Origin of the sequence: Paracoccus halophilus, from assembly GCF_000763905.1 — a bacterium.
GTDB lineage: Bacteria > Pseudomonadota > Alphaproteobacteria > Rhodobacterales > Rhodobacteraceae > Paracoccus > Paracoccus halophilus.
The window spans coordinates 12,942-30,230 of record NZ_JRKN01000035.1; the positions used below are offsets into that span (position 1 = coordinate 12,942).

Consider the following 17,289-nt stretch of genomic DNA (forward strand, 5'->3'; position numbering starts at 1 on the left):
GGCAGTCTAGCCCAGCGCCGCATGGCTGAACAGGGGCGGATCAGTCCGCCTGATCGTGATCGAAAAGCGGCTCGATCTGGGCGACGATGACGGCGTTTTCGGTGAGCGCCCGGTCCATCAGGGCGCGTTCCTCGTCGGGGATCTCGTGCCCCTCGGCCAGGCGCTCCGGCAGGGTGCCGTGGCCGGTGACCTCGATCGGGGCGAGGCCGGCCTGCTTCAGGATGGCGACGGTTTCCCGCACGGCCTCTTCCTCATCCTCGCCCGCGGCATAGCAGACCAGTGCCGCGCCGCTTGCGCCCTTGGGCAGATCGTCATCGGGCGCCCGGCCGACCTGCACCAGAAGCGTATAGACCTGTTCCGCCATGGCCTTCCCTTTGCTGCGATTTCGCGTCATATCGCCCGAAAGCGGAGGAGTGACAATGAGCAAGAGCTTGCGCCGTGTGCAAAGAGCGCTGGAAGAGGCCGGGTTGCAGGTCGAGATCCGCGAGACGGATGACAGCGCCCGCACGGCGGCGGGAGCAGCGGCGGCGGTCGGTTGCCAGATCGACCAGATCGCCAAGTCGATCATCTTTCGCGGCGCGGAATCCGGCCATGTCGTGCTGTTCCTGACGGCAGGCGGCAACCGGGTCGATACGGAAAAGGCGACGGCGGTGGCCGGGCAGAATCTGGGCAAGGCCGATGCCGATCTGATCCGCGCCGAGACCGGCTTTGCCATCGGCGGCGTGGCGCCGGTCGGGCATCTGCGGCGGATCGAGGCGTTTCTGGATCCGCGCCTGCTGGAATTTGACCGGGTCTGGGCGGCCGCCGGCACGCCGCGCCACGTCTTTGCCATCGCGCCGGTCGATCTGATGCGCGTGACCGGGGCCGAGCAGGCGGATTTCATCGCCTGAGCGCATCGAAAAGGGGCAGGAAAGCCCTGCCCCGTTCGCTTTCTGGCCGGCCCGCTAGCCGGCGACGGCGCGGTATAGCCAGATCAGCACCACCGCGCCCAGGAGCCCGGCCACGCCCTGCGCGATCCAGCTGCCCGCCTGCGCATTCAGCCCGAACAGGCCAAGAAGCGCATTGCCGACAATGGCGCCGACAATGCCCAGGATCACGTTCAGGATGATTCCCGTATCGGCCTTCATGATATTGCTGGCGATCCAGCCCGCGATGCCGCCGACGATGATTGCCGACAGCCAACCCAATCCCTGCATGTCAAACTCCGGTTATCAGGATCTCATTGCAGGGTGAACGCAAAAACCCGGCGCGGGTTCACGCCGGGGCGAGGCAATTTTTTCGCGAATCAGTCGCGCAGCAATTCGTTGATCGAGGTCTTGGAGCGGGTCTGAGCATCGACACGCTTGACGATCACCGCGCAATAAAGGCTCACCCCGTTCTTTGACGGCATCGAGCCGGCGACGACGACCGAGCCGGCCGGAACCTCGCCATACATCACCTCGCCGGTTTCGCGGTCGACGATCTTGGTCGATTTGCCGATGAACACGCCCATGCCGAGAACCGAGCCCTCGCGGATGATGCAGCCTTCGACCACCTCGGAGCGGGCGCCGATGAAGCAATTGTCCTCGATGATGGTGGGGCCGGCCTGCATCGGCTCCAGCACGCCGCCGATGCCGACGCCACCCGACAGATGCACGTTCTTGCCGATCTGCGCGCAGGAGCCGACGGTGGCCCAGGTATCGACCATCGTGCCCTCATCGACATAGGCGCCCAGATTGACAAAGCTGGGCATCAGCACCACGCCCTTGGCGATATAGGCCGATTTGCGCACGACGCAGTTGGGCACGGCGCGAAAACCGGCCGCCTGCCAGTCCTTTTTCTTCCAGCCGGCGAACTTGCTGTCCACCTTGTCCCACCAGGTGCCGCCCTGCGGGCCGCCGGCATGCTTTTCCATGTCGTTCAGGCGAAAGCCCAGCAGCACGGCCTTTTTCGCCCATTGGTTCACATGCCAGTCATTGCCGCGCTTTTCGGCGACGCGCAGGGCGCCGCTGTCCAGCGCGGCCAGCGTGGCTTCGACGGCCTCGCGGGTGGCGCCCTTGGTGGCGGGGGTGATCTGGTCGCGGATCTCCCAGGCGGATTCGATGGCGGATTCCAGGGCGTCATTCGACATGGGCGGGCCTCTCTCGGGTGGAAACTGTCGTTCAAGGGCTATAAGCCGAGGGGTGCGGTCGCGCAATGCGCGGCAACCAGCCAGAGGTTTCGATGAAAGACGAAGACGAGCGCAATCACCCGTTCCGCGACAGTCAGCAGGATGCCGCGACCGCGCGCACCATCCCCGACACGTTGCAGACCCGCGCGCCGGCCTATCGGCTGGCCTTCGCGGATGACGAATTCCTGCTGCGCGAGGAGTTGCGCCCGGTGCGGCTGCAGCTTGAGCTGCTGAAGCCGCAGCTGATCATGGATGCGCGGGGCATTCGCTCGACCGTGGTGATGTTCGGCGGCGCGCGGATCACCTCGCCCCAGAACAAGGCCGGTGCCGCCACGCCGATGCTGGCGGAACTGTCACGCTATTACGACGAGGCACGCCGCTTTGCCCGGCTGATGACCGAGCGCAGCCTGGAAAGCTATGGCGCCGAGAACGTCATCTGCACCGGCGGCGGCCCGGGCGTGATGGAGGCGGGCAATCTGGGGGCGCATGAGGCTGGTGGCATCTCGATCGGGCTGTCCATCGTGTTGCCGCATGAGCAGGCGCCGAACGAATATGTGACGCCCGATCTTTGCTTCAATTTTCACTATTTCGCCATCCGCAAGATGCATTTCCTGATGCGGGCCAGGGCGGTGACGGTCTTTCCCGGCGGTTTCGGCACCATGGACGAACTGTTCGAGACGCTGACCCTGATCCAGACCGGCCGCATGAAACGCGTGCCCTTCATCCTGTTCGGACCCGAGTTCTGGCACGAGGTCGTGAACTGGCAGGCATTGGCCAGGGCCGGGACGATCAGCGCCGAGGATCTGGATCTGATCAGTTTCGTCGAAAGCGCCGATGAGGCGGTCGCGATCATCGACAACTGGCAAGAGCCCTGCCCCTGAGGCGTGACGCGCCGCCACCCGTTTCAATTCCGCGGCAATGGCGCGCGCGGGATCATTTCGGCCACCAGGCGACGAAATCCCCGGCGCCGACGCTTTGCGGGACGGCGCGCGGGCCAGACGCCTCGACCGGTGCCGGCCCGGTCTGCGCCGCGCCATGGCGATAGATCGCATGGGCGATTTCCGGGCGCAGATCCGGGGGCGGCATGTCCTCGACCGCGCGCACGACGATGGTGCCGCGATCAAGCGCGCGCTGGAACGAGGCATCGTCGCGATAGATCGCCTGCAGGAACTTGATGACCTTGGCGCGGAACACGGCGCGATCCTGTGGCGAATCGGCGTCGATCGTCGCGGTTTTCGCCCTTTGCGAACGCAGCCGCAGCGCCGCGGCGGATTGTGCGGCCAGCGCGCGGTCAAGATCGTCGCGGCCACGCTGAAAGGTGCCGCTTGCCGCCTCGGCCTGTTCGACCGGCGGGATCTCGACCTGTCCGGCGGCCGTGATGTCGGCCACCATCTCGGACAGGCGCGCGGGTTGGACCGTCACGGGACCGGCGCGGCTTTGGGCAGGATTTGCGATCGGCAACATATGCACCCCCGACAAATGAGGAAGTATTTCCGCCAGTCTAGCCTGAAACCCGCCGCTCGCGTGAAATGAATGCCGGGGTTTCAATTAAAGGTTTATTAATATCAGAACGCTATCGTCATTCCCGGTGATAGGGACCGCCCGCCAGAATGGTCGTGGCGCGATAGATCTGCTCGGCCAGCATGACACGGGCCAGCATATGCGGCCAGACCATGCGCCCGAAGCTGATCGCCAGATCCGCGCGGTCGCGCAGACCGGGGTCGATCCCGTCGGCGCCGCCGATGACAAAGGCGACATCGCGGGCCTGATCGCGCCATGCCGCGATCCTGCCGGCAAATTCGGGAGAGGTCAGCATCTGGCCGCGTTCGTCCAGCACGACCAGCGCGGCGCCCTCGGGGATCGCGCGTTCCAGCAGCGGCGCCTCGGCCGCCATGCCGCCGCCGCACCTGTCCTCGACCTCGGCCACGGTCACCGGCGGCAAGCCCAAGGCGCGGCCGGCCCTGGCGTGTCGGTCGAGATAATCGTCAAGCAGTTGCGCCTCGGGGCCCTGCCGCAGCCGCCCGACCGCGGCAATGACCATCCGCATGCGTCAGTTCTGGGTCTTGCGGGCCGTGTCGACCGCGTGATCGGTGCGCATCCGGTCCAGCGTGGCCGAACGCAGCGCATCCGCCGGCATCCACATCTTTTCCAGCTGGTAGAAATCACGCACCTCGGGGCGAAAGACATGGACGATCACGTCATCCGTGTCGATCAGCACCCAGTCGCCGGTCTCCTTGCCCTCGATCCGGGCGGGCTGGCCGGTCTGCGCCTTGAGGCGCTCGACCAGCTTTTCCGCGATCGAGGCCACCTGGCGCGCATTCCGGCCCGAGGCGATCACCATGTGATCCGCCATCGCAGAGCGGCCGCGCAGGTCGATGGTCACGACATCTTCGGCCTTGTCGTCGTCCAGAGAGGCAAGGATGCGGTCCAGAACCTGATCGCTGGTCAGCCCGGACTCGGCGGCGGTCGCTGTCGGCGCAGAGGCCGACGAGACGGTATTGGACAGGGGTGTATCCTCCGGTCAGCGCGCCGATCGCCCCCGGCGCAGGGGATAGTTCCAAGATAGCATTTTTTCAGCCCATCTCAATGACCCGAGACAAGTCAGGCATCGGGCTGCCCATCCGCGGGCGGCGGTGCCGTGGCGCTGACGGGCAGGCTGTCGTTCAGCAGCCGCACCTCGCGCTGCGGGAAGGGGATCGAGATGTCGTTTTCCTTGAACGCGTCCCACAGCGCCAGATAGACCAGACCGCGCACATTGGTCAGCCCGCCGGTGGCGTCGCCGATCCAGAAGCGCAGGACGTAATCCACTGAATTATCGCCGAAACCCGTCACCCAGCAGACCGGCTTGCGGCTGGCGATCACGCGCCCCACGCCCATTGCGGCCTCGATCGCGATGCGGCTGACCTTGTGGGGGTCATTGTCGTAAGAGGCGCCGAACTTGATATCCAGGCGCACGAAATCGTTGCTGTGCGACCAGTTCACCACCTGCCCGGTCACCAGATCCTCGTTCGGGATCAGGTATTCCTTGCCGTCGCGGGTGACGACGCTGACATAGCGCGCGCCCAGTTCCTCGATCCAGCCGAAAGTGTCGCCCAGGCTGATCACGTCGCCCGGCTTGATCGAGCGGTCCAGCAGGATGATCACCCCGGAAACCAGGTTCGAGACCACCTTTTGCAGGCCGAATCCCAGCCCGACCCCGACCGCGCCGGAAAACACCGCAAGCCCGGTCAGATCGAAGCCCACCGCCTTCAGCCCGACGATGACCGCCAGGCTGAACAGCACCACCTGCAACAGCTTGGTGGTCAGCACCCGCATGGTGGGCGAGATGTCTTCGTTCCGGGCCAGCCGGGCCGAGATCAGCTGCGACAGAAGCCGCGCCCCGGCGATCATCAAGCCGGTGATCGCCACCGCCTTGAGAACCGTCAGCGCGGACAGCCGGAAGTCGCCAAAGCTGATCGCCACGCCGTCAAGCACCTCAGAGACCGAATCGGTCAGGTCCAGAAGGTCGATCGTCACCCAGATCCAGGCCGCCCAGCTGACGATGCGCCGCAGGAAACGATTCGCGATGACCCGCGCCAGAAAGAAGATCGCCACCCAGGCGGTCGCGATATTCGCCGCCAGCGCGATGACCTGGCTGCGCGAGGGCCAGGTCACCTCGCGCATGACCAGCACCACCGCCCATGACAGCAGCGCGAACACGATCAGCGTCAGCCTACGATCGACCAGCAGGCCCAGCCGCAGCCGCCATTTCGGCCAGTTTTCCCGGCTGCGCAGCCAGCCGGTCAGCAGCGGCGACAGCCCGCGCGCCAGCAGCCATGACAGCGCCACCAGCCCCAGAACGGCGATCAGCTGGCTGCGCCGCGTCGGCAGAAGCAGCAGCTTGAAGAAGGTCGCGACATTGCTCCACAGCCCCTGCGCCGCATCGACCATTTCGGGATTCAACTGCTCCATGCGCCCTCCTCCTGGCGTCATTTGAACCCGGCGGGGGCCGGCATGACAAGGACCACGAATATTGCGTCGCGGCCCAAAGCGTCGTAAAACACCCCTTATGTCTGGATTCATCTATTTCGACATTCATGACCGCGCCCGCCTGCCGGGCCGGTTCTATGGCGAAAGCCTGTCTGTCACCGCCCGTCTTTGACGGGCGGGCGCCTGCGCGCGCCCTTCCGTCCAGATGCGGCCATCCGGACGGGCATGAAACCCTTCTCCCAGCTACTCTTCACGGAAAGAGACAGCCATGACCGGCAACACCAACGCGGGCGCGCCCCGCACCCTCTATGACAAGATTTTCGACGCGCATGTGGTGGACCGTCAGGAGGACGGCACCTGTCTGCTTTATATCGACCGGCATCTGGTCCATGAGGTGACCAGCCCGCAGGCCTTCGAGGGGCTGCGCATGACCGGCCGCAAGGTCCGCGCGCCCGAGCGCACCATCGCCGTGCCGGACCATAACGTGCCCACCACCGCCGGCCGCGAATCCCATATCGACAACCTGGAATCGCGTATCCAGGTCGAGGAGCTGGACAGGAACGCCCGCGAATTCGGGGTGCATTACTACCCGGTGACCGATATCCGTCAGGGCATCGTCCATATCGTCGGCCCGGAACAGGGCTGGACCCTGCCCGGCATGACCGTCGTTTGCGGCGACAGCCATACCGCGACCCATGGCGCATTCGGCGCGCTGGCGCATGGGATCGGCACCTCGGAGGTCGAGCATGTGCTGGCCACCCAGACGCTGATCCAGAAGAAATCGAAGAACATGAAGGTGGAGATCACCGGCAAGCTGCGCCCGGGCGTCACCGCCAAGGACATCACGCTGGCGGTGATCGGCAAGACCGGCACCGCCGGCGGCACCGGCTATGTCATCGAATATTGCGGCGAGGCGATCCGCGATCTGTCGATGGAGGGGCGCATGACCGTCTGCAACATGGCGATCGAGGGCGGCGCCCGCGCCGGGCTGATCGCGCCGGACGAAAAGACCTTTGAATATTGCAAGGGCCGCCCCCACGCCCCGAAAGGCGCCGCATGGGAGGCCGCGCTGACCTGGTGGAAGACGCTCTTCACCGACGAGGGCGCGCATTTCGACAAGGTGGTGACCATCCGCGGCGAGGATATCGCCCCGGTCGTGACCTGGGGTACCTCGCCCGAGGATGTGCTGCCGATCACCGCCAATGTCCCCGCCCCCGAGGATTTCCAGGGCGGCAAGGTCGAGGCCGCCCGGCGCAGCCTCGACTATATGGGTCTTGAACCCGGCACTCCCCTGAACCAGATCAGGATCGACGCGGTCTTCATCGGCTCCTGCACCAATGGCCGGATCGAGGATCTGCGCGCCGCCGCCGAGATCCTGCGCGGCCGGCATCTGGCCGAGGGCGTGCGCGGCATGGTCGTGCCCGGCTCGGGCCTCGTGCGTCATCAGGCCGAGGAAGAGGGGCTGGACAGGATCTTCACCGATGCCGGTTTCGAATGGCGCCTTGCCGGCTGCTCGATGTGTCTGGGCATGAACCCCGACCAGCTGGCCCCGGGCGAACGCTGCGCCGCCACCTCGAACCGCAATTTCGAGGGGCGCATGGGCTACAAGGGCCGCACCCATCTGATGTCGCCGGTGATGGCGGCGGCGGCCGGGATCAAGGGCCACCTGACCGATGTGCGCGAGATGATGGCCCCGGCGGAAACCGTCTGACGCGGCGGGCGGGGGTGGCTAACGCCCCCGCCGCAGCAGCCAGATGGCGTTGATCGCGATCAGGACCAGCCCGGCATTCTCGAACCAGAAGTTGAACTCGATATTCGCGAAATCCATGCTGATCAGACTGTCCACACCATGAAAGCCCACCGCGCGCACCAGCACGAAGCCGCACAGGACGGTCACGCCCGACAGGGCCAGCCCGTTCCTGCGCATCTGGCCGCGCAGGCGTTTTCTGGCCCAGATCAGCGTGATCGCCACGCCAAGCACCAACCCGGCGATAAAGGCCAGCTGCACGACATAGCGCTGTTCGTACCAGCCCTGGGCATGGGCCATGCAGCGGCCTGTGGCCGTCAGCGCGGTCTGCAGGTCCAGCTGCTTGTTCAGCCCCAGAAACGCCGTCAGACCGGCGATGGCCAGCCACAGCCCGCGCGCCGCCCCCTCCGGCCGGCGACGCAGCACCTGCACGGCCAGCGCCAGACAGACAAGATAGGCGATCACCGTCACCCAGCCGGTGATCTCGGGGTCGCCGATCCGCGGCGTCCAGTCGCGCGCGATGCAGGCGCGCAGGGCGGCGGGATCGGAAAACCCAGCGAACATCGTCGACATGACCCGTTTTACGGTGGCGCCCGGCGCCGGTCGGGTTCCGGTTAACGGGGCTTCGCGCCCCAAGTCAATTCTGCGAGGAACACAAAATGGACAAATTCACCACCCTGACCGGCATCGCGGCCCCCATGCCGCTGGTCAATATCGACACTGACATGATCATCCCGAAACAGTTCCTGAAGACCATCCACCGTTCGGGGCTGGGCAAGAACCTGTTCGACGAGATGCGCTACGACCAGAACGGCGCCGAGATCGCGGACTTCGTGCTGAACCAGCCCGCCTGGCGCGAATCGCAGATCATCGTCGCGGGCGACAATTTCGGCTGCGGCTCTTCGCGCGAGCATGCGCCCTGGGCGCTGCTGGATTTCGGCATCCGCTGTGTCATCTCGACCAGCTTTGCCGATATCTTCTATAACAACTGCTTCAAGAACGGCATCCTGCCCATCGTCATGCCGCAGGAGGTGGTCGATGTGCTGATGGACGACGCGCGCAAGGGCGCCAATGCCCGCATGACCGTCGATCTGGAAAACCTGACCGTGACCACCTCGGACGGGCAGAGCTTTCCGTTCGAGCTGGACCCGTTCCGCCGCCATTGCCTGCTGAACGGGCTGGACGATATCGGCCAGACGATGGAGAAATCCGCCGCCATCGACACGTTCGAGACACAGATGGCCCAGAGCCGGCCTTGGGTCTGAAAACCCTTGCCGGGGCGGCGCTGATCGCCGCCCTGGGCGCCGGCGCCGGTGCCGGTCCGCTGCGGATCGCGACCTATAGCCCGGACCTGTCGCGCGACGGGCCGGGGCTGCTGCTGCGCGACCTGACCCGGACCGGCAAACAGGCCGACCGGCAGATCGCCGCCGCCGTGCAGGTGATTGCCGAGACGCGGCCCGATATCCTGCTGCTGACCGATCTCGACTGGGACTATGACGGCCGCGCGCTGGAGGCGCTTGTCGCCAGACTGGCCGAGGCGGGGCTGGACTACCCGCACCGCTTTGCCGCGCGGCCCAATTCCGGCATGGCCTCGGGGCTGGACCTCAACGGCGACGGGCGACTGAACACCGCCGACGACGCGCAGGGCTTTGGCGAATTTCCGGGTCAGGGCGGCATCGCGATCCTGTCGCGCCACCCGATCGGCCCGGTCACCGATTACAGCGCCTATCTGTGGCGCGACCTGCCCGGCAACCTGATGCCCGACCTGCCCGAGGATGTCGCGGCGATCCGCCGCCTGTCCTCGGCCGCGCATTGGGATGCGACGGTGACGGTGGCGGGCCGGCCGCTGCACCTGCTGGCCATGGCCGCGACGCCGCCGGTCTTCGACGGCCCCGAGGATCTGAACGGCCGCCGCAACCATGACGAGCTGGCCTTCTGGCTGGATCGCCTGCCCGACGCGCCTTTCGTGCTGGCGGGCATCCTGAATGTCGATCCCGCCGATGGCGACGGCCGGCCGCAGGCACTGGCGCGGATCATGGATCATGTCACCGACCCCCTGCCGCGCAGCGCGGGCGGCGCCGCGGCCAGGGGCGGCGTCAATGCCAGCCACAGGGGCGATCCGGCGCTGGATACCGGCGACTGGTCCGATGACAGGCCGCCCGGCAATCTGCGCGCCGATTACGTGCTGCCGCGAAAAGGGCTGAAGATCCTTGGCTCGGGCGTGTTCTGGCCGGCCGAGGGCCCGCTGGCCGAGGCGGCGCTGACAGCATCCGCGCATCGTCTGGTCTGGGTCGATCTGGACTGGCCCTGACGGGGAACCAGCCCCCGGATCGGCTGTCCCTTGCCGCGGCGATCCTGTATCGCTGTCAGAATCTGAATCGCGAGGGGGGCATATCATGGACGATCTGGAACGGCGCATCGCGCAGGCCCGCGGTGACATGCCCGCCGATCTGGTGCTGCGCGGCGGGCGGGTTCTCGACCTGATCACCGGCACGATGATCGCCGGCGATGTGGCGATCTGCGGCCGGCATATCGCGGGGATCGGCGCCTATGAGGGCGCGCGGGTGATCGACGTTGCCGGCCTGACGCTGGTGCCCGGTTTCATCGACACCCATCTGCATGTGGAATCGAGCCTGGTCACCCCGCATGAATTCGACCGCTGCGTGACCCCGCGTGGCATCACCACCGCCATCTGCGACCCGCATGAGATCGCCAATGTCATCGGGCTGGACGGCATCCGCTGGTTCCAAGAGGCCAGCGCGCATCTGCTGATGGATCTGCGTGTGCAGCTGTCCAGCTGCGTGCCCTCGACCGAGATGGAAACCTCGGGGGCGCGGATCGGGCCGGAGGACCTGCGTCGGGTCATGGGCCATCCCTCGGGGATCGGGCTGGCCGAGTTCATGAACTATCCCGGCGTCATCCGGCGCGACCCCGAGGCGATCGCCAAGCTGCATCTGTTCGCCGGCGGCCATATCGACGGCCATTGCCCGCAGCTTTCGGGGCGCGATCTGAACGCCTATATCGCCGCCGGCATCCGCACCGAACACGAGGCGACAACCGCCGATGAGGCCCTGGAAAAGCTGCGCAAGGGCATGCGCGTGCTGATCCGCGAAGGTTCGGTCAGCAAGGATCTGGAGGCCCTGCAACCGATCCTGACCGAGGTGACAAGCCCCTATGTCTGCCTGTGCACCGATGACCGGAACCCGCTTGATATCGGCGAACACGGACATCTGGATTACATGATCCGCAGGCTGATCGAACTGGGCACGCCGCCGCTTGCCGCCTATCGCGCGGCCAGCCTTTCGGCGGCCGAGGCGTTCGGGCTCCGGGATCGCGGGCTGATCGCGCCCGGGCTGCGCGCCGATATCGTTGCGCTGGACAGCCTTGAGGGCTGCCACGCGCAACTCGTTCTGGCCGCCGGTCGCGTGGTCGATGCGGCAGCATTTGCCGCGCGCGAAACGCTGGCGCCGGTTGGGCGGCGCTCGGTCAGGGCGCCGCGGGTCGAGGCATCGGATTTTCGCTGCACCGGCAACCGGGTCGCGACGGATGTGATCGGCATTCTGCAAGGCAAGATCATCACCGAACACCTGCATGAGGAGATCGACCCCGAAGACGGCGACAAGCGCCCCGACCCGGCCCGCGACCTCATGCGCATCGCGGTGATCGAGCGTCACGGCAAGAACGGCAATATCGCCACCGGCTTCGTGCGCGGTTTCGGGATGAAGCGCGGCGCCATCGCCTCGACCGTCTGTCACGACCATCACAATATCGCGGTGGTCGGCGCGGATTACGCCGACATGGCGCTGGCCGCCAACCGGTTGTCGCAGATCGAGGGCGGCCTCGTGGTGGCCCTGGGCGGCGAAATTCTGGCCGAACTGGCCCTGCCGGTCGCCGGGCTGATGAGCCTCGAGCCCTTCGAGGCAGTCCGCGACCGCCTTGTCGAACTGCGCGCGGCCGCGCGCGGCCTTGGCGTCACGCTGGACGAGCCGTTCCTGCAACTGGCCTTTCTGGCGCTGCCGGTGATCCCTGTCCTGAAGATCACCGACCGCGGCATGATAGATGTGGAGCGCTTCGAGATCATCGCGGGTTAGCCGGCCGTGGGCGCCGGGCGTGCCCGGCCCTGCCGCCATGGCAGGGCGGGTGAGTCCCCGGGCTCCGGTTTTACCTGCCCGTCAGTTTCTGACGATCCCGCGATACTCGCCCTGATCCGCGGTCGCGCGGCTGACCAGAACAATCGCGACCCAGGCGGCGACAAAGCCCGGCACGATTTCATAAAGCGTGCTGGAAAGCCCCAGGGCGATCCACAGGATCACCGTGACCGCGCCGACGATCAGCCCGGCCACCGCGCCGGCGCCGGTCATCCGGGGCCAGGTCAGCGCCAGAACGATCAGCGGACCGAAGGCCGCGCCAAAGCCGGCCCAGGCGTTGGACACCAGCCCCAGAACCTGCGAGTCCGGGTCCGAGGCGATCAGCACCGCCACCAGTCCCACCGCGACCACCGCCGCGCGGCCCATATTGAGCATTTCGCGATCGGTCGCATTGCGCTTGAACAGCGTGCGATAGATATCCTCGGTCAGCGAGGACGAGGCGACCAGAAGCTGGCTCGACACCGTCGACATGATCGCCGCCAGCAGCGCCGCATAGAGGAAACCCGTGATCAGCGGGTGGAACAGCATGTCCGACAGGATGATGAAGATCGTCTCGGGGTCCGCGACATCCAGCCCGTTCCGCTCGGCATAGGCGCGGCCAAAGACGCCGACCGCAATGGCGCCGATCAGCGACACGGCCATCCAGCTCATGCCGATATTGCGCGCCTTGGGCACCTCGGCGACGCTGCGCACGGCCATGAAGCGCACGATGATATGCGGCTGGCCGAAATAGCCCAGGCCCCAGGCGACCGCCGACAGCCAGCCCAAGGCCGTGACGCCGTTGAACAGCGACAGGAAATTCGGGTCGATCGCGGTCAGCCGCTCGGCCGCCTGCCCGACGCCATTGCCCTGCCCTGTGGTCAGGATCACGATCGGCATGATGACCAGCGCCAGCATCATGATGCAGCCCTGCACGAAATCGGTCAGGCTGACGGCCAGAAAGCCGCCCATCACCGTATAAACCACCACCACGCCCAGCGTGAGCAACACGCCGGTCATGTAATCGCCGCCGAACGCGCTGGCGAACAGCTTGCCGCCGCCGACCAGCCCCGAGGCGGTATAGACCGCGAAGAACAGCACGATCACGATGGCCGAGACGAACCGCAGCAGGCTTGCCTGGCTGGGGAAGCGGTTGCCCAGAAAGCCGGGGATGGTCAGGCTGTTATCGTAATGCTCGGTCTGCTCGCGCAGGCGCGGGGCGACCACGATCCAGTTGATCAGCGCGCCGACGAACAGGCCGATGCCGATCCATGACTGCGCCAGCCCCGAAACGTAAAGCGCCCCGGGCAGGCCCAAGAGCAGCCAGCCGCTCATGTCCGAGGCGCCGGCCGACAGCGCGGCGACCGCGGGCGGCAGGTTGCGCCCGCCCAGCATGTATTCCTCGGAACTGGCGGTCGATTTCCGCCAGGCATAGACACCGATGGCCAGCATTAACACGAAATATGCCGTCAGGCTGATCCAGACTCCGGGCTGCATGACTTCCTCCCAAATTTGATATTTGGAACGGATTTTTTCACAAAACTGTGTAAAACCCTATAGAAAACAGCCATTTTCGTGACCATCGTCGATATTTTGGCCGAATTTCCCGAAAATCGCCCCTTGAAGTGCGGATCGTCTGGGAAGACGCGTATTTTAGACGATCCGACTAGCAACTGTGTTCATGCGGCCGGTTGAGGCTGCCATGGGACGCCCGTTTTGAGGATTGCGTTTGCGATGGTGGCGAGTCTGCGGGCGATCGCGACGATGACGAGTTGTGGGGTTTGCCGCGCGTCCTGGGCCTTTGCGCGATCGGTTTCAGAACCGGGTTGTGACAGGCGGCGGCCCCGTCTGCGGTCATCCGGCCAAGCTCAGGCATTTCCGCTATCAGCATGGCCGCGCAGACCGTTCCAATCCCGGGGATGGACCGCAGAAGCCTTGCCTTTGCTGCCGAAGTTTCCTGCTGCGCAATGACGCTTTCGATCCGCCGCTCAAGCTCACTGATCTGGGTATCCGGCATGGCCCTTGGGGGCTGCATCCATGCCCTCGACGTCGGCGGGAATGTCTTGCTTCCTGCGCGCCGCGATCTGCACCGAAAGCCGTTTGCGCATGTCCAGGATCTGCGACCTGCCTGTAGTCAAGGGCCTGAGAGTACGCGAATTCTCGACCGGCAGCCGTCGACCAGCTTGCGGTCGGAACAGCATGAACCGGGCGATCAGCCCTGCATCGATCCGGTCTGTCTTCGCGCGCGTGCACCGGGAAAGGGCAAAGGCCTTGATCTTCTCCACCACCTCCAGCTAGGTCGGCTGCGGATGCGACTTGTGGATCGGCGACAGCTCCTTCGGCCCGTCGAAGCCCTGGGTCTAGAACCGCCGCTTCCATTCGTAGAATGCTGGTCCGGTCCATCCCTCGCGGTCGACATGCCTCGGCGACATTGCCCAGTTCTCTGGCCAGCTCGAACACGATCATCCGCTGCCGCGCCACCTTGCTGATGGCGTCACACGGCCCCGGCGTCTTCGCTGTCGTCGATCGTCCCATCGGATGTTCCTCATTTCCTAAAATAGCACGGAAAGAAGGTTAAGTGGACACCTGAATTCTGCAACAGTACCACCGTTTGGTATCGGGCCATTCGCTACCGGATGTCCGCCAGACATGTTTGCTTCACCCCAGCCGCTCACAGGTTCTGCCGGTCGGTCAGATTGTTCATGAATTCGGTGAAGCTGTCGGCGACGAAGCCGAGGCCTTGAGTGTTTTCACCTTCCATCCAAGGATCATGGGACTCCATCCAGGTGAATACCTTCCCGAAGTCGGATTCTCCCTTTCGAACGGATAAAAGAACGCTGGTATATTCCTTATCACCTTCCGCCGTTCCAATGTCCACATATCCCTTCGGAACCATATAACCGTCATGATACAAACTTTCTTGGAACCCCCACGTTCCGAGCATTATATTTCGCAAATTACCGAGCCACTCCAGCTCCAGTATTTTGCTGCCATTTCGATATCTAGATATAAACCAAGCGTTTTCATCTTTTGTGCCTAACCCCTCACTTTCCAGTAGAAAATCTTTATAGTCATCTGGCAAAAAAACATCTCCTATCGGACCCTTGAAAGTCACTGAGCCATCTGAGTTAAATACGACCTGAGCAGGGTCGTTCTTCTGCCAAGCGGGGTTAAGATTTAAAGACATCATCAGCTTTATCCTTGCCCTCTATAGCTCCGGTGAGGCGCTCGCGAATGTCACCCAATATATCCCCCTGTCACTCACAGATTCTTCCGCTCAGCAAGGTTATTCATGAAGTCGGTGAAGCTGTCGGCGACGAAGCCGAGGCCTTGGGTATTTTCACCTTCCATCCAAGGATCATGGGATTGCATCCACGTAAAAACTTTCCCGTAATCCGATTCCCCCTTGCGAACAGAGAGCAGGACGCTGGTGTATTCCCTATCACCTTCTGCCGTTCCAATGTCCATATACCCCTCTGGAACTGTATAACCGTCGTGATAGAGGCTTGCCTTAAATCCCCAAGTTTGGTTGACTACCGAGAAGAACTCAGAAAGGTATTCTAGTTCTAAAATTTTTACACCATCTCTATATCTAGTTAGAAACCAAGAACCTGTCTCTTTTGTCCCGACGCCGTCCGTATACAGCATGAAATCTCTATAATCCTCTGGAATAAAAACATCGCCAACCGAGCCCCCAAAAGCAACCGAACCATCGCGATTAAAGCTCATCTCTGCCGGTTCATTTTTTTCCCATTTTGAGTTCCATTTTATATTCATTTCTTTTCCCTTACAACGTTAGAATTCAGGCGACGTGTTCATCGAAACGCCACCCTGGTGTGCTAAGGCTCTATGAACGTCTCGATCCACATATTGCATAGTCACACCATCGCCGGTGTGATGCCATTGCCCATCCGAAGGATTTCGTGTATCAGGATAATCTATCGCCCGCTGCTCCCAAGCGGCATGGGCATCAGCATTTCGATCGCCAGAGAGGTTCTGCTCGATTTCAACGGAATAGGCTTTGCCGTCGGGAGCCGCCCCGTTGCGACCTAGCGGCGGAAACCCAGAAAGATCTGGTTGACCATCCTTGAAGGGCACGCCAGTGACAGGCTGCTGATGTCGTCCCAAAGCTTTATGCATTGGCGTCCCTTCTTTCGGCACAAAAACCCCTTCGCCCGGCAATGCCGGACTGCCATCCGCGTTCTTCCACTCGCCCTGCTGCCGAGATGGCAGCCGTGTGGTTTGCTCCAACTCTCGCTTGCGCGCCTCTTTGCATGGTTCGGTGTCAAATTTCCTATAGGCGTCCTTGATCTGATCCCGCCGCCTCTTGATGGCACCCCAATATTGGGAAGCAGCCATGCGACGCCGGGCAAACTCTTGCGCACGGGATAATCCTGTTCGCGCAGCTGCCATCGCATCATCGGCAGCCTCCATGGCCCGCTTGATGCGTCGCCCACGGAAAAAAACCCTTGATGGCATCGCCACCGAAGGGGATGAAGCCGATGACATCCATGACCACGCCGCCAATATCTCCGGCGGCAGCGCTGCGAGCCAAGGACACGGTATCGGCAGCCCATCCCACGCCAGGCACCGACGATGCGACAAGCAATCCCGCCTCGACCCCGACATCAATCCAGACCTGAGTGGCATCGTCAAGGTTGCGCCGGGCTGCAGCTACGCCAGCGTCGCCGGAAATGTCCGCGTTCCGGACGGTACTTCCCATGCTATTCGTCCTCGTCGTCGTCGTCGTCGTCGTCGTCGTCGTCGAAAAGTTCGGGATCTTCCTTGAGGCCAAGAATGTTGTTTTTGATCCGCCACGGGTACCAATACAGATCGTTCGCCCGCTGAGCCGCCATTCCGCCTGCCCGATCCGACACGGCGTATAGCGCGTCGATCTTGGCGTCTTCCGTCATTGAGGTATCGGAAAGTATTTCGCCGAATTCCTCGACTTCAAAAAAATTGGGCCCCAACGCCCACATGATCGTCATGAATTGCGCTTGAAGGTCCGGCCGCATGATCCCGAAATGCCGCGCATAGAGCAGGCCGTTTCTGGTTTGCTGTTCGCAGATATGAGGATAGAGATCGCGAACAAAATGCGGGAACTCGGTGGTCATAATTTCACTTACGTACCACTTCGCAAATTCGCGCGGCGGCATCGGCGCAGAGTTCATCTGTTCTTTCGTAAACTTGATCACCATATTATCCTCGCTCAGTGGCAGGCTGAATGACATTGCCGATATCCGCAGGCCTGATCATCAGCGGCTTGCCAGTCTCGACGAGGTCCATCCGCTGGCTGG

At 63.7% G+C, this 17,289-nt stretch carries 22 protein-coding genes and 1 pseudogene; 6 read left to right on the forward strand and 17 right to left on the reverse strand.

The annotated features are described in order from the left end of the window. Window positions 1–40: 40 nt before the first annotated feature. On the reverse strand, window positions 41–364 hold the full coding sequence (locus IT41_RS16500; protein ID WP_036743489.1) for a hypothetical protein: 324 nt from the start codon (window positions 362–364) through the stop codon (window positions 41–43). 55 nt (window positions 365–419) lie between these two features. Here IT41_RS16500 and IT41_RS16505 point away from each other — a divergent pair, with 55 nt between their 5' ends. Continuing rightward, entirely contained in the window at window positions 420–890 is a 471-nt protein-coding gene (locus IT41_RS16505; RefSeq protein ID WP_036743455.1) for a YbaK/EbsC family protein, read from the forward strand. Window positions 891–944: 54 nt separating this feature from the next. Here the strand turns inward: IT41_RS16505 and IT41_RS16510 are convergent, their stop codons facing one another. Together IT41_RS16510 and dapD are read right to left on the reverse strand one after the other, a co-directional pair. Then, window positions 945–1,196 (reverse strand): GlsB/YeaQ/YmgE family stress response membrane protein, encoded by a 252-nt coding sequence (locus IT41_RS16510; RefSeq protein ID WP_036743457.1) that lies wholly within the window; start codon window positions 1,194–1,196, stop codon window positions 945–947. 89 nt (window positions 1,197–1,285) lie between these two features. Beyond that, window positions 1,286–2,110 (reverse strand): 2,3,4,5-tetrahydropyridine-2,6-dicarboxylate N-succinyltransferase, encoded by an 825-nt coding sequence (gene dapD / locus IT41_RS16515; RefSeq protein WP_036743459.1) that lies wholly within the window; start codon window positions 2,108–2,110, stop codon window positions 1,286–1,288. A 92-nt stretch (window positions 2,111–2,202) separates the two neighbouring features. Here dapD and IT41_RS16520 point away from each other — a divergent pair, with 92 nt between their 5' ends. Next, the gene (locus IT41_RS16520) at window positions 2,203–3,030 is read left to right on the forward strand and encodes an LOG family protein (RefSeq protein WP_036743491.1); all 828 of its coding nucleotides are present in this window, start codon (window positions 2,203–2,205) and stop codon (window positions 3,028–3,030) included. 52 nt (window positions 3,031–3,082) lie between these two features. On the opposite strand, the gene IT41_RS16525 is transcribed toward IT41_RS16520, so the two are convergent. The 4 genes from IT41_RS16525 to IT41_RS16540 form a co-directional block, all read right to left on the reverse strand. Next, window positions 3,083–3,613 carry a hypothetical protein gene (locus IT41_RS16525; protein WP_036743460.1) on the reverse strand — a complete coding sequence of 177 codons (531 nt, stop codon included), beginning with the start codon at window positions 3,611–3,613 and terminating at the stop codon, window positions 3,083–3,085. Between the two features lie 115 nt (window positions 3,614–3,728). Next, window positions 3,729–4,196 carry a 23S rRNA (pseudouridine(1915)-N(3))-methyltransferase RlmH gene (rlmH, locus tag IT41_RS16530; protein WP_036743462.1) on the reverse strand — a complete coding sequence of 156 codons (468 nt, stop codon included), beginning with the start codon at window positions 4,194–4,196 and terminating at the stop codon, window positions 3,729–3,731. Between the two features lie 3 nt (window positions 4,197–4,199). Next, complete coding sequence (gene rsfS, locus IT41_RS16535) at window positions 4,200–4,655, reverse strand: ribosome silencing factor (protein ID WP_074948080.1); 456 nt, start codon at window positions 4,653–4,655, stop codon at window positions 4,200–4,202. Between the two features lie 95 nt (window positions 4,656–4,750). Beyond that, window positions 4,751–6,100, reverse strand: coding sequence for a mechanosensitive ion channel family protein (locus IT41_RS16540; RefSeq protein ID WP_139221655.1), 1,350 nt, complete (start codon window positions 6,098–6,100; stop codon window positions 4,751–4,753). A gap of 286 nt (window positions 6,101–6,386) precedes the next feature. Between IT41_RS16540 and leuC the strand changes: the two genes are divergently transcribed. After that, on the forward strand, window positions 6,387–7,829 hold the full coding sequence (leuC, locus tag IT41_RS16545) for a 3-isopropylmalate dehydratase large subunit (RefSeq protein WP_036743464.1): 1,443 nt from the start codon (window positions 6,387–6,389) through the stop codon (window positions 7,827–7,829). Window positions 7,830–7,847: 18 nt separating this feature from the next. On the opposite strand, the gene IT41_RS16550 is transcribed toward leuC, so the two are convergent. Further along, complete coding sequence (locus IT41_RS16550) at window positions 7,848–8,438, reverse strand: hypothetical protein (RefSeq protein ID WP_231564789.1); 591 nt, start codon at window positions 8,436–8,438, stop codon at window positions 7,848–7,850. Window positions 8,439–8,524: 86 nt separating this feature from the next. On the opposite strand from IT41_RS16550, the gene leuD reads away from it, so the two are divergent. The 3 genes from leuD to ade all read left to right on the forward strand — a co-directional run bounded on the left by leuD (window position 8,525) and on the right by ade (window position 11,956). Further along, window positions 8,525–9,130 (forward strand): 3-isopropylmalate dehydratase small subunit, encoded by a 606-nt coding sequence (gene leuD / locus IT41_RS16555; RefSeq protein WP_036743466.1) that lies wholly within the window; start codon window positions 8,525–8,527, stop codon window positions 9,128–9,130. After that, window positions 9,121–10,176, forward strand: a complete 1,056-nt coding sequence (locus IT41_RS16560; RefSeq protein ID WP_036743468.1) for an endonuclease/exonuclease/phosphatase family protein — start codon at window positions 9,121–9,123, stop codon at window positions 10,174–10,176. Before leuD ends, IT41_RS16560 begins: the two co-directional genes overlap by 10 nt. An 85-nt stretch (window positions 10,177–10,261) precedes the next feature. Then, on the forward strand, window positions 10,262–11,956 hold the full coding sequence (ade, locus tag IT41_RS16565; protein ID WP_036743471.1) for an adenine deaminase: 1,695 nt from the start codon (window positions 10,262–10,264) through the stop codon (window positions 11,954–11,956). Window positions 11,957–12,037: 81 nt separating this feature from the next. Here the strand turns inward: ade and putP are convergent, their stop codons facing one another. From putP to IT41_RS16600, 9 genes and pseudogenes are all read right to left on the reverse strand, one after another. Next, window positions 12,038–13,489, reverse strand: a complete 1,452-nt coding sequence (gene putP / locus IT41_RS16570) for a sodium/proline symporter PutP (RefSeq protein ID WP_036743473.1) — start codon at window positions 13,487–13,489, stop codon at window positions 12,038–12,040. Window positions 13,490–13,658: 169 nt separating this feature from the next. Beyond that, complete coding sequence (locus IT41_RS22090; protein ID WP_081967595.1) at window positions 13,659–14,027, reverse strand: transposase; 369 nt, start codon at window positions 14,025–14,027, stop codon at window positions 13,659–13,661. Beyond that, window positions 13,987–14,277, reverse strand: a complete 291-nt coding sequence (locus IT41_RS19565) for an IS110 family transposase (protein WP_175496406.1) — start codon at window positions 14,275–14,277, stop codon at window positions 13,987–13,989. The genes IT41_RS22090 and IT41_RS19565 overlap by 41 nt, the downstream gene beginning before the upstream one ends. 12 nt (window positions 14,278–14,289) lie before the next feature. Then, a pseudogene (locus tag IT41_RS20215) lies at window positions 14,290–14,527 on the reverse strand (helix-turn-helix domain-containing protein); the annotation flags it as partial. A gap of 136 nt (window positions 14,528–14,663) precedes the next feature. Then, entirely contained in the window at window positions 14,664–15,182 is a 519-nt protein-coding gene (locus IT41_RS20220) for an SMI1/KNR4 family protein (RefSeq protein ID WP_081967596.1), read from the reverse strand. Window positions 15,183–15,253: 71 nt separating this feature from the next. After that, on the reverse strand, window positions 15,254–15,769 hold the full coding sequence (locus IT41_RS16585) for an SMI1/KNR4 family protein (RefSeq protein ID WP_081967597.1): 516 nt from the start codon (window positions 15,767–15,769) through the stop codon (window positions 15,254–15,256). An 18-nt stretch (window positions 15,770–15,787) separates the two neighbouring features. Further along, complete coding sequence (locus tag IT41_RS20225) at window positions 15,788–16,426, reverse strand: HNH endonuclease (protein ID WP_175496407.1); 639 nt, start codon at window positions 16,424–16,426, stop codon at window positions 15,788–15,790. Then, window positions 16,410–16,715 carry a hypothetical protein gene (locus tag IT41_RS21370; RefSeq protein ID WP_036743482.1) on the reverse strand — a complete coding sequence of 102 codons (306 nt, stop codon included), beginning with the start codon at window positions 16,713–16,715 and terminating at the stop codon, window positions 16,410–16,412. The genes IT41_RS20225 and IT41_RS21370 overlap by 17 nt, the downstream gene beginning before the upstream one ends. 1 nt (window position 16,716) lies before the next feature. After that, on the reverse strand, window positions 16,717–17,190 hold the full coding sequence (locus tag IT41_RS16600) for a hypothetical protein (RefSeq protein WP_036743484.1): 474 nt from the start codon (window positions 17,188–17,190) through the stop codon (window positions 16,717–16,719). Window positions 17,191–17,289 lie beyond the last annotated feature (99 nt).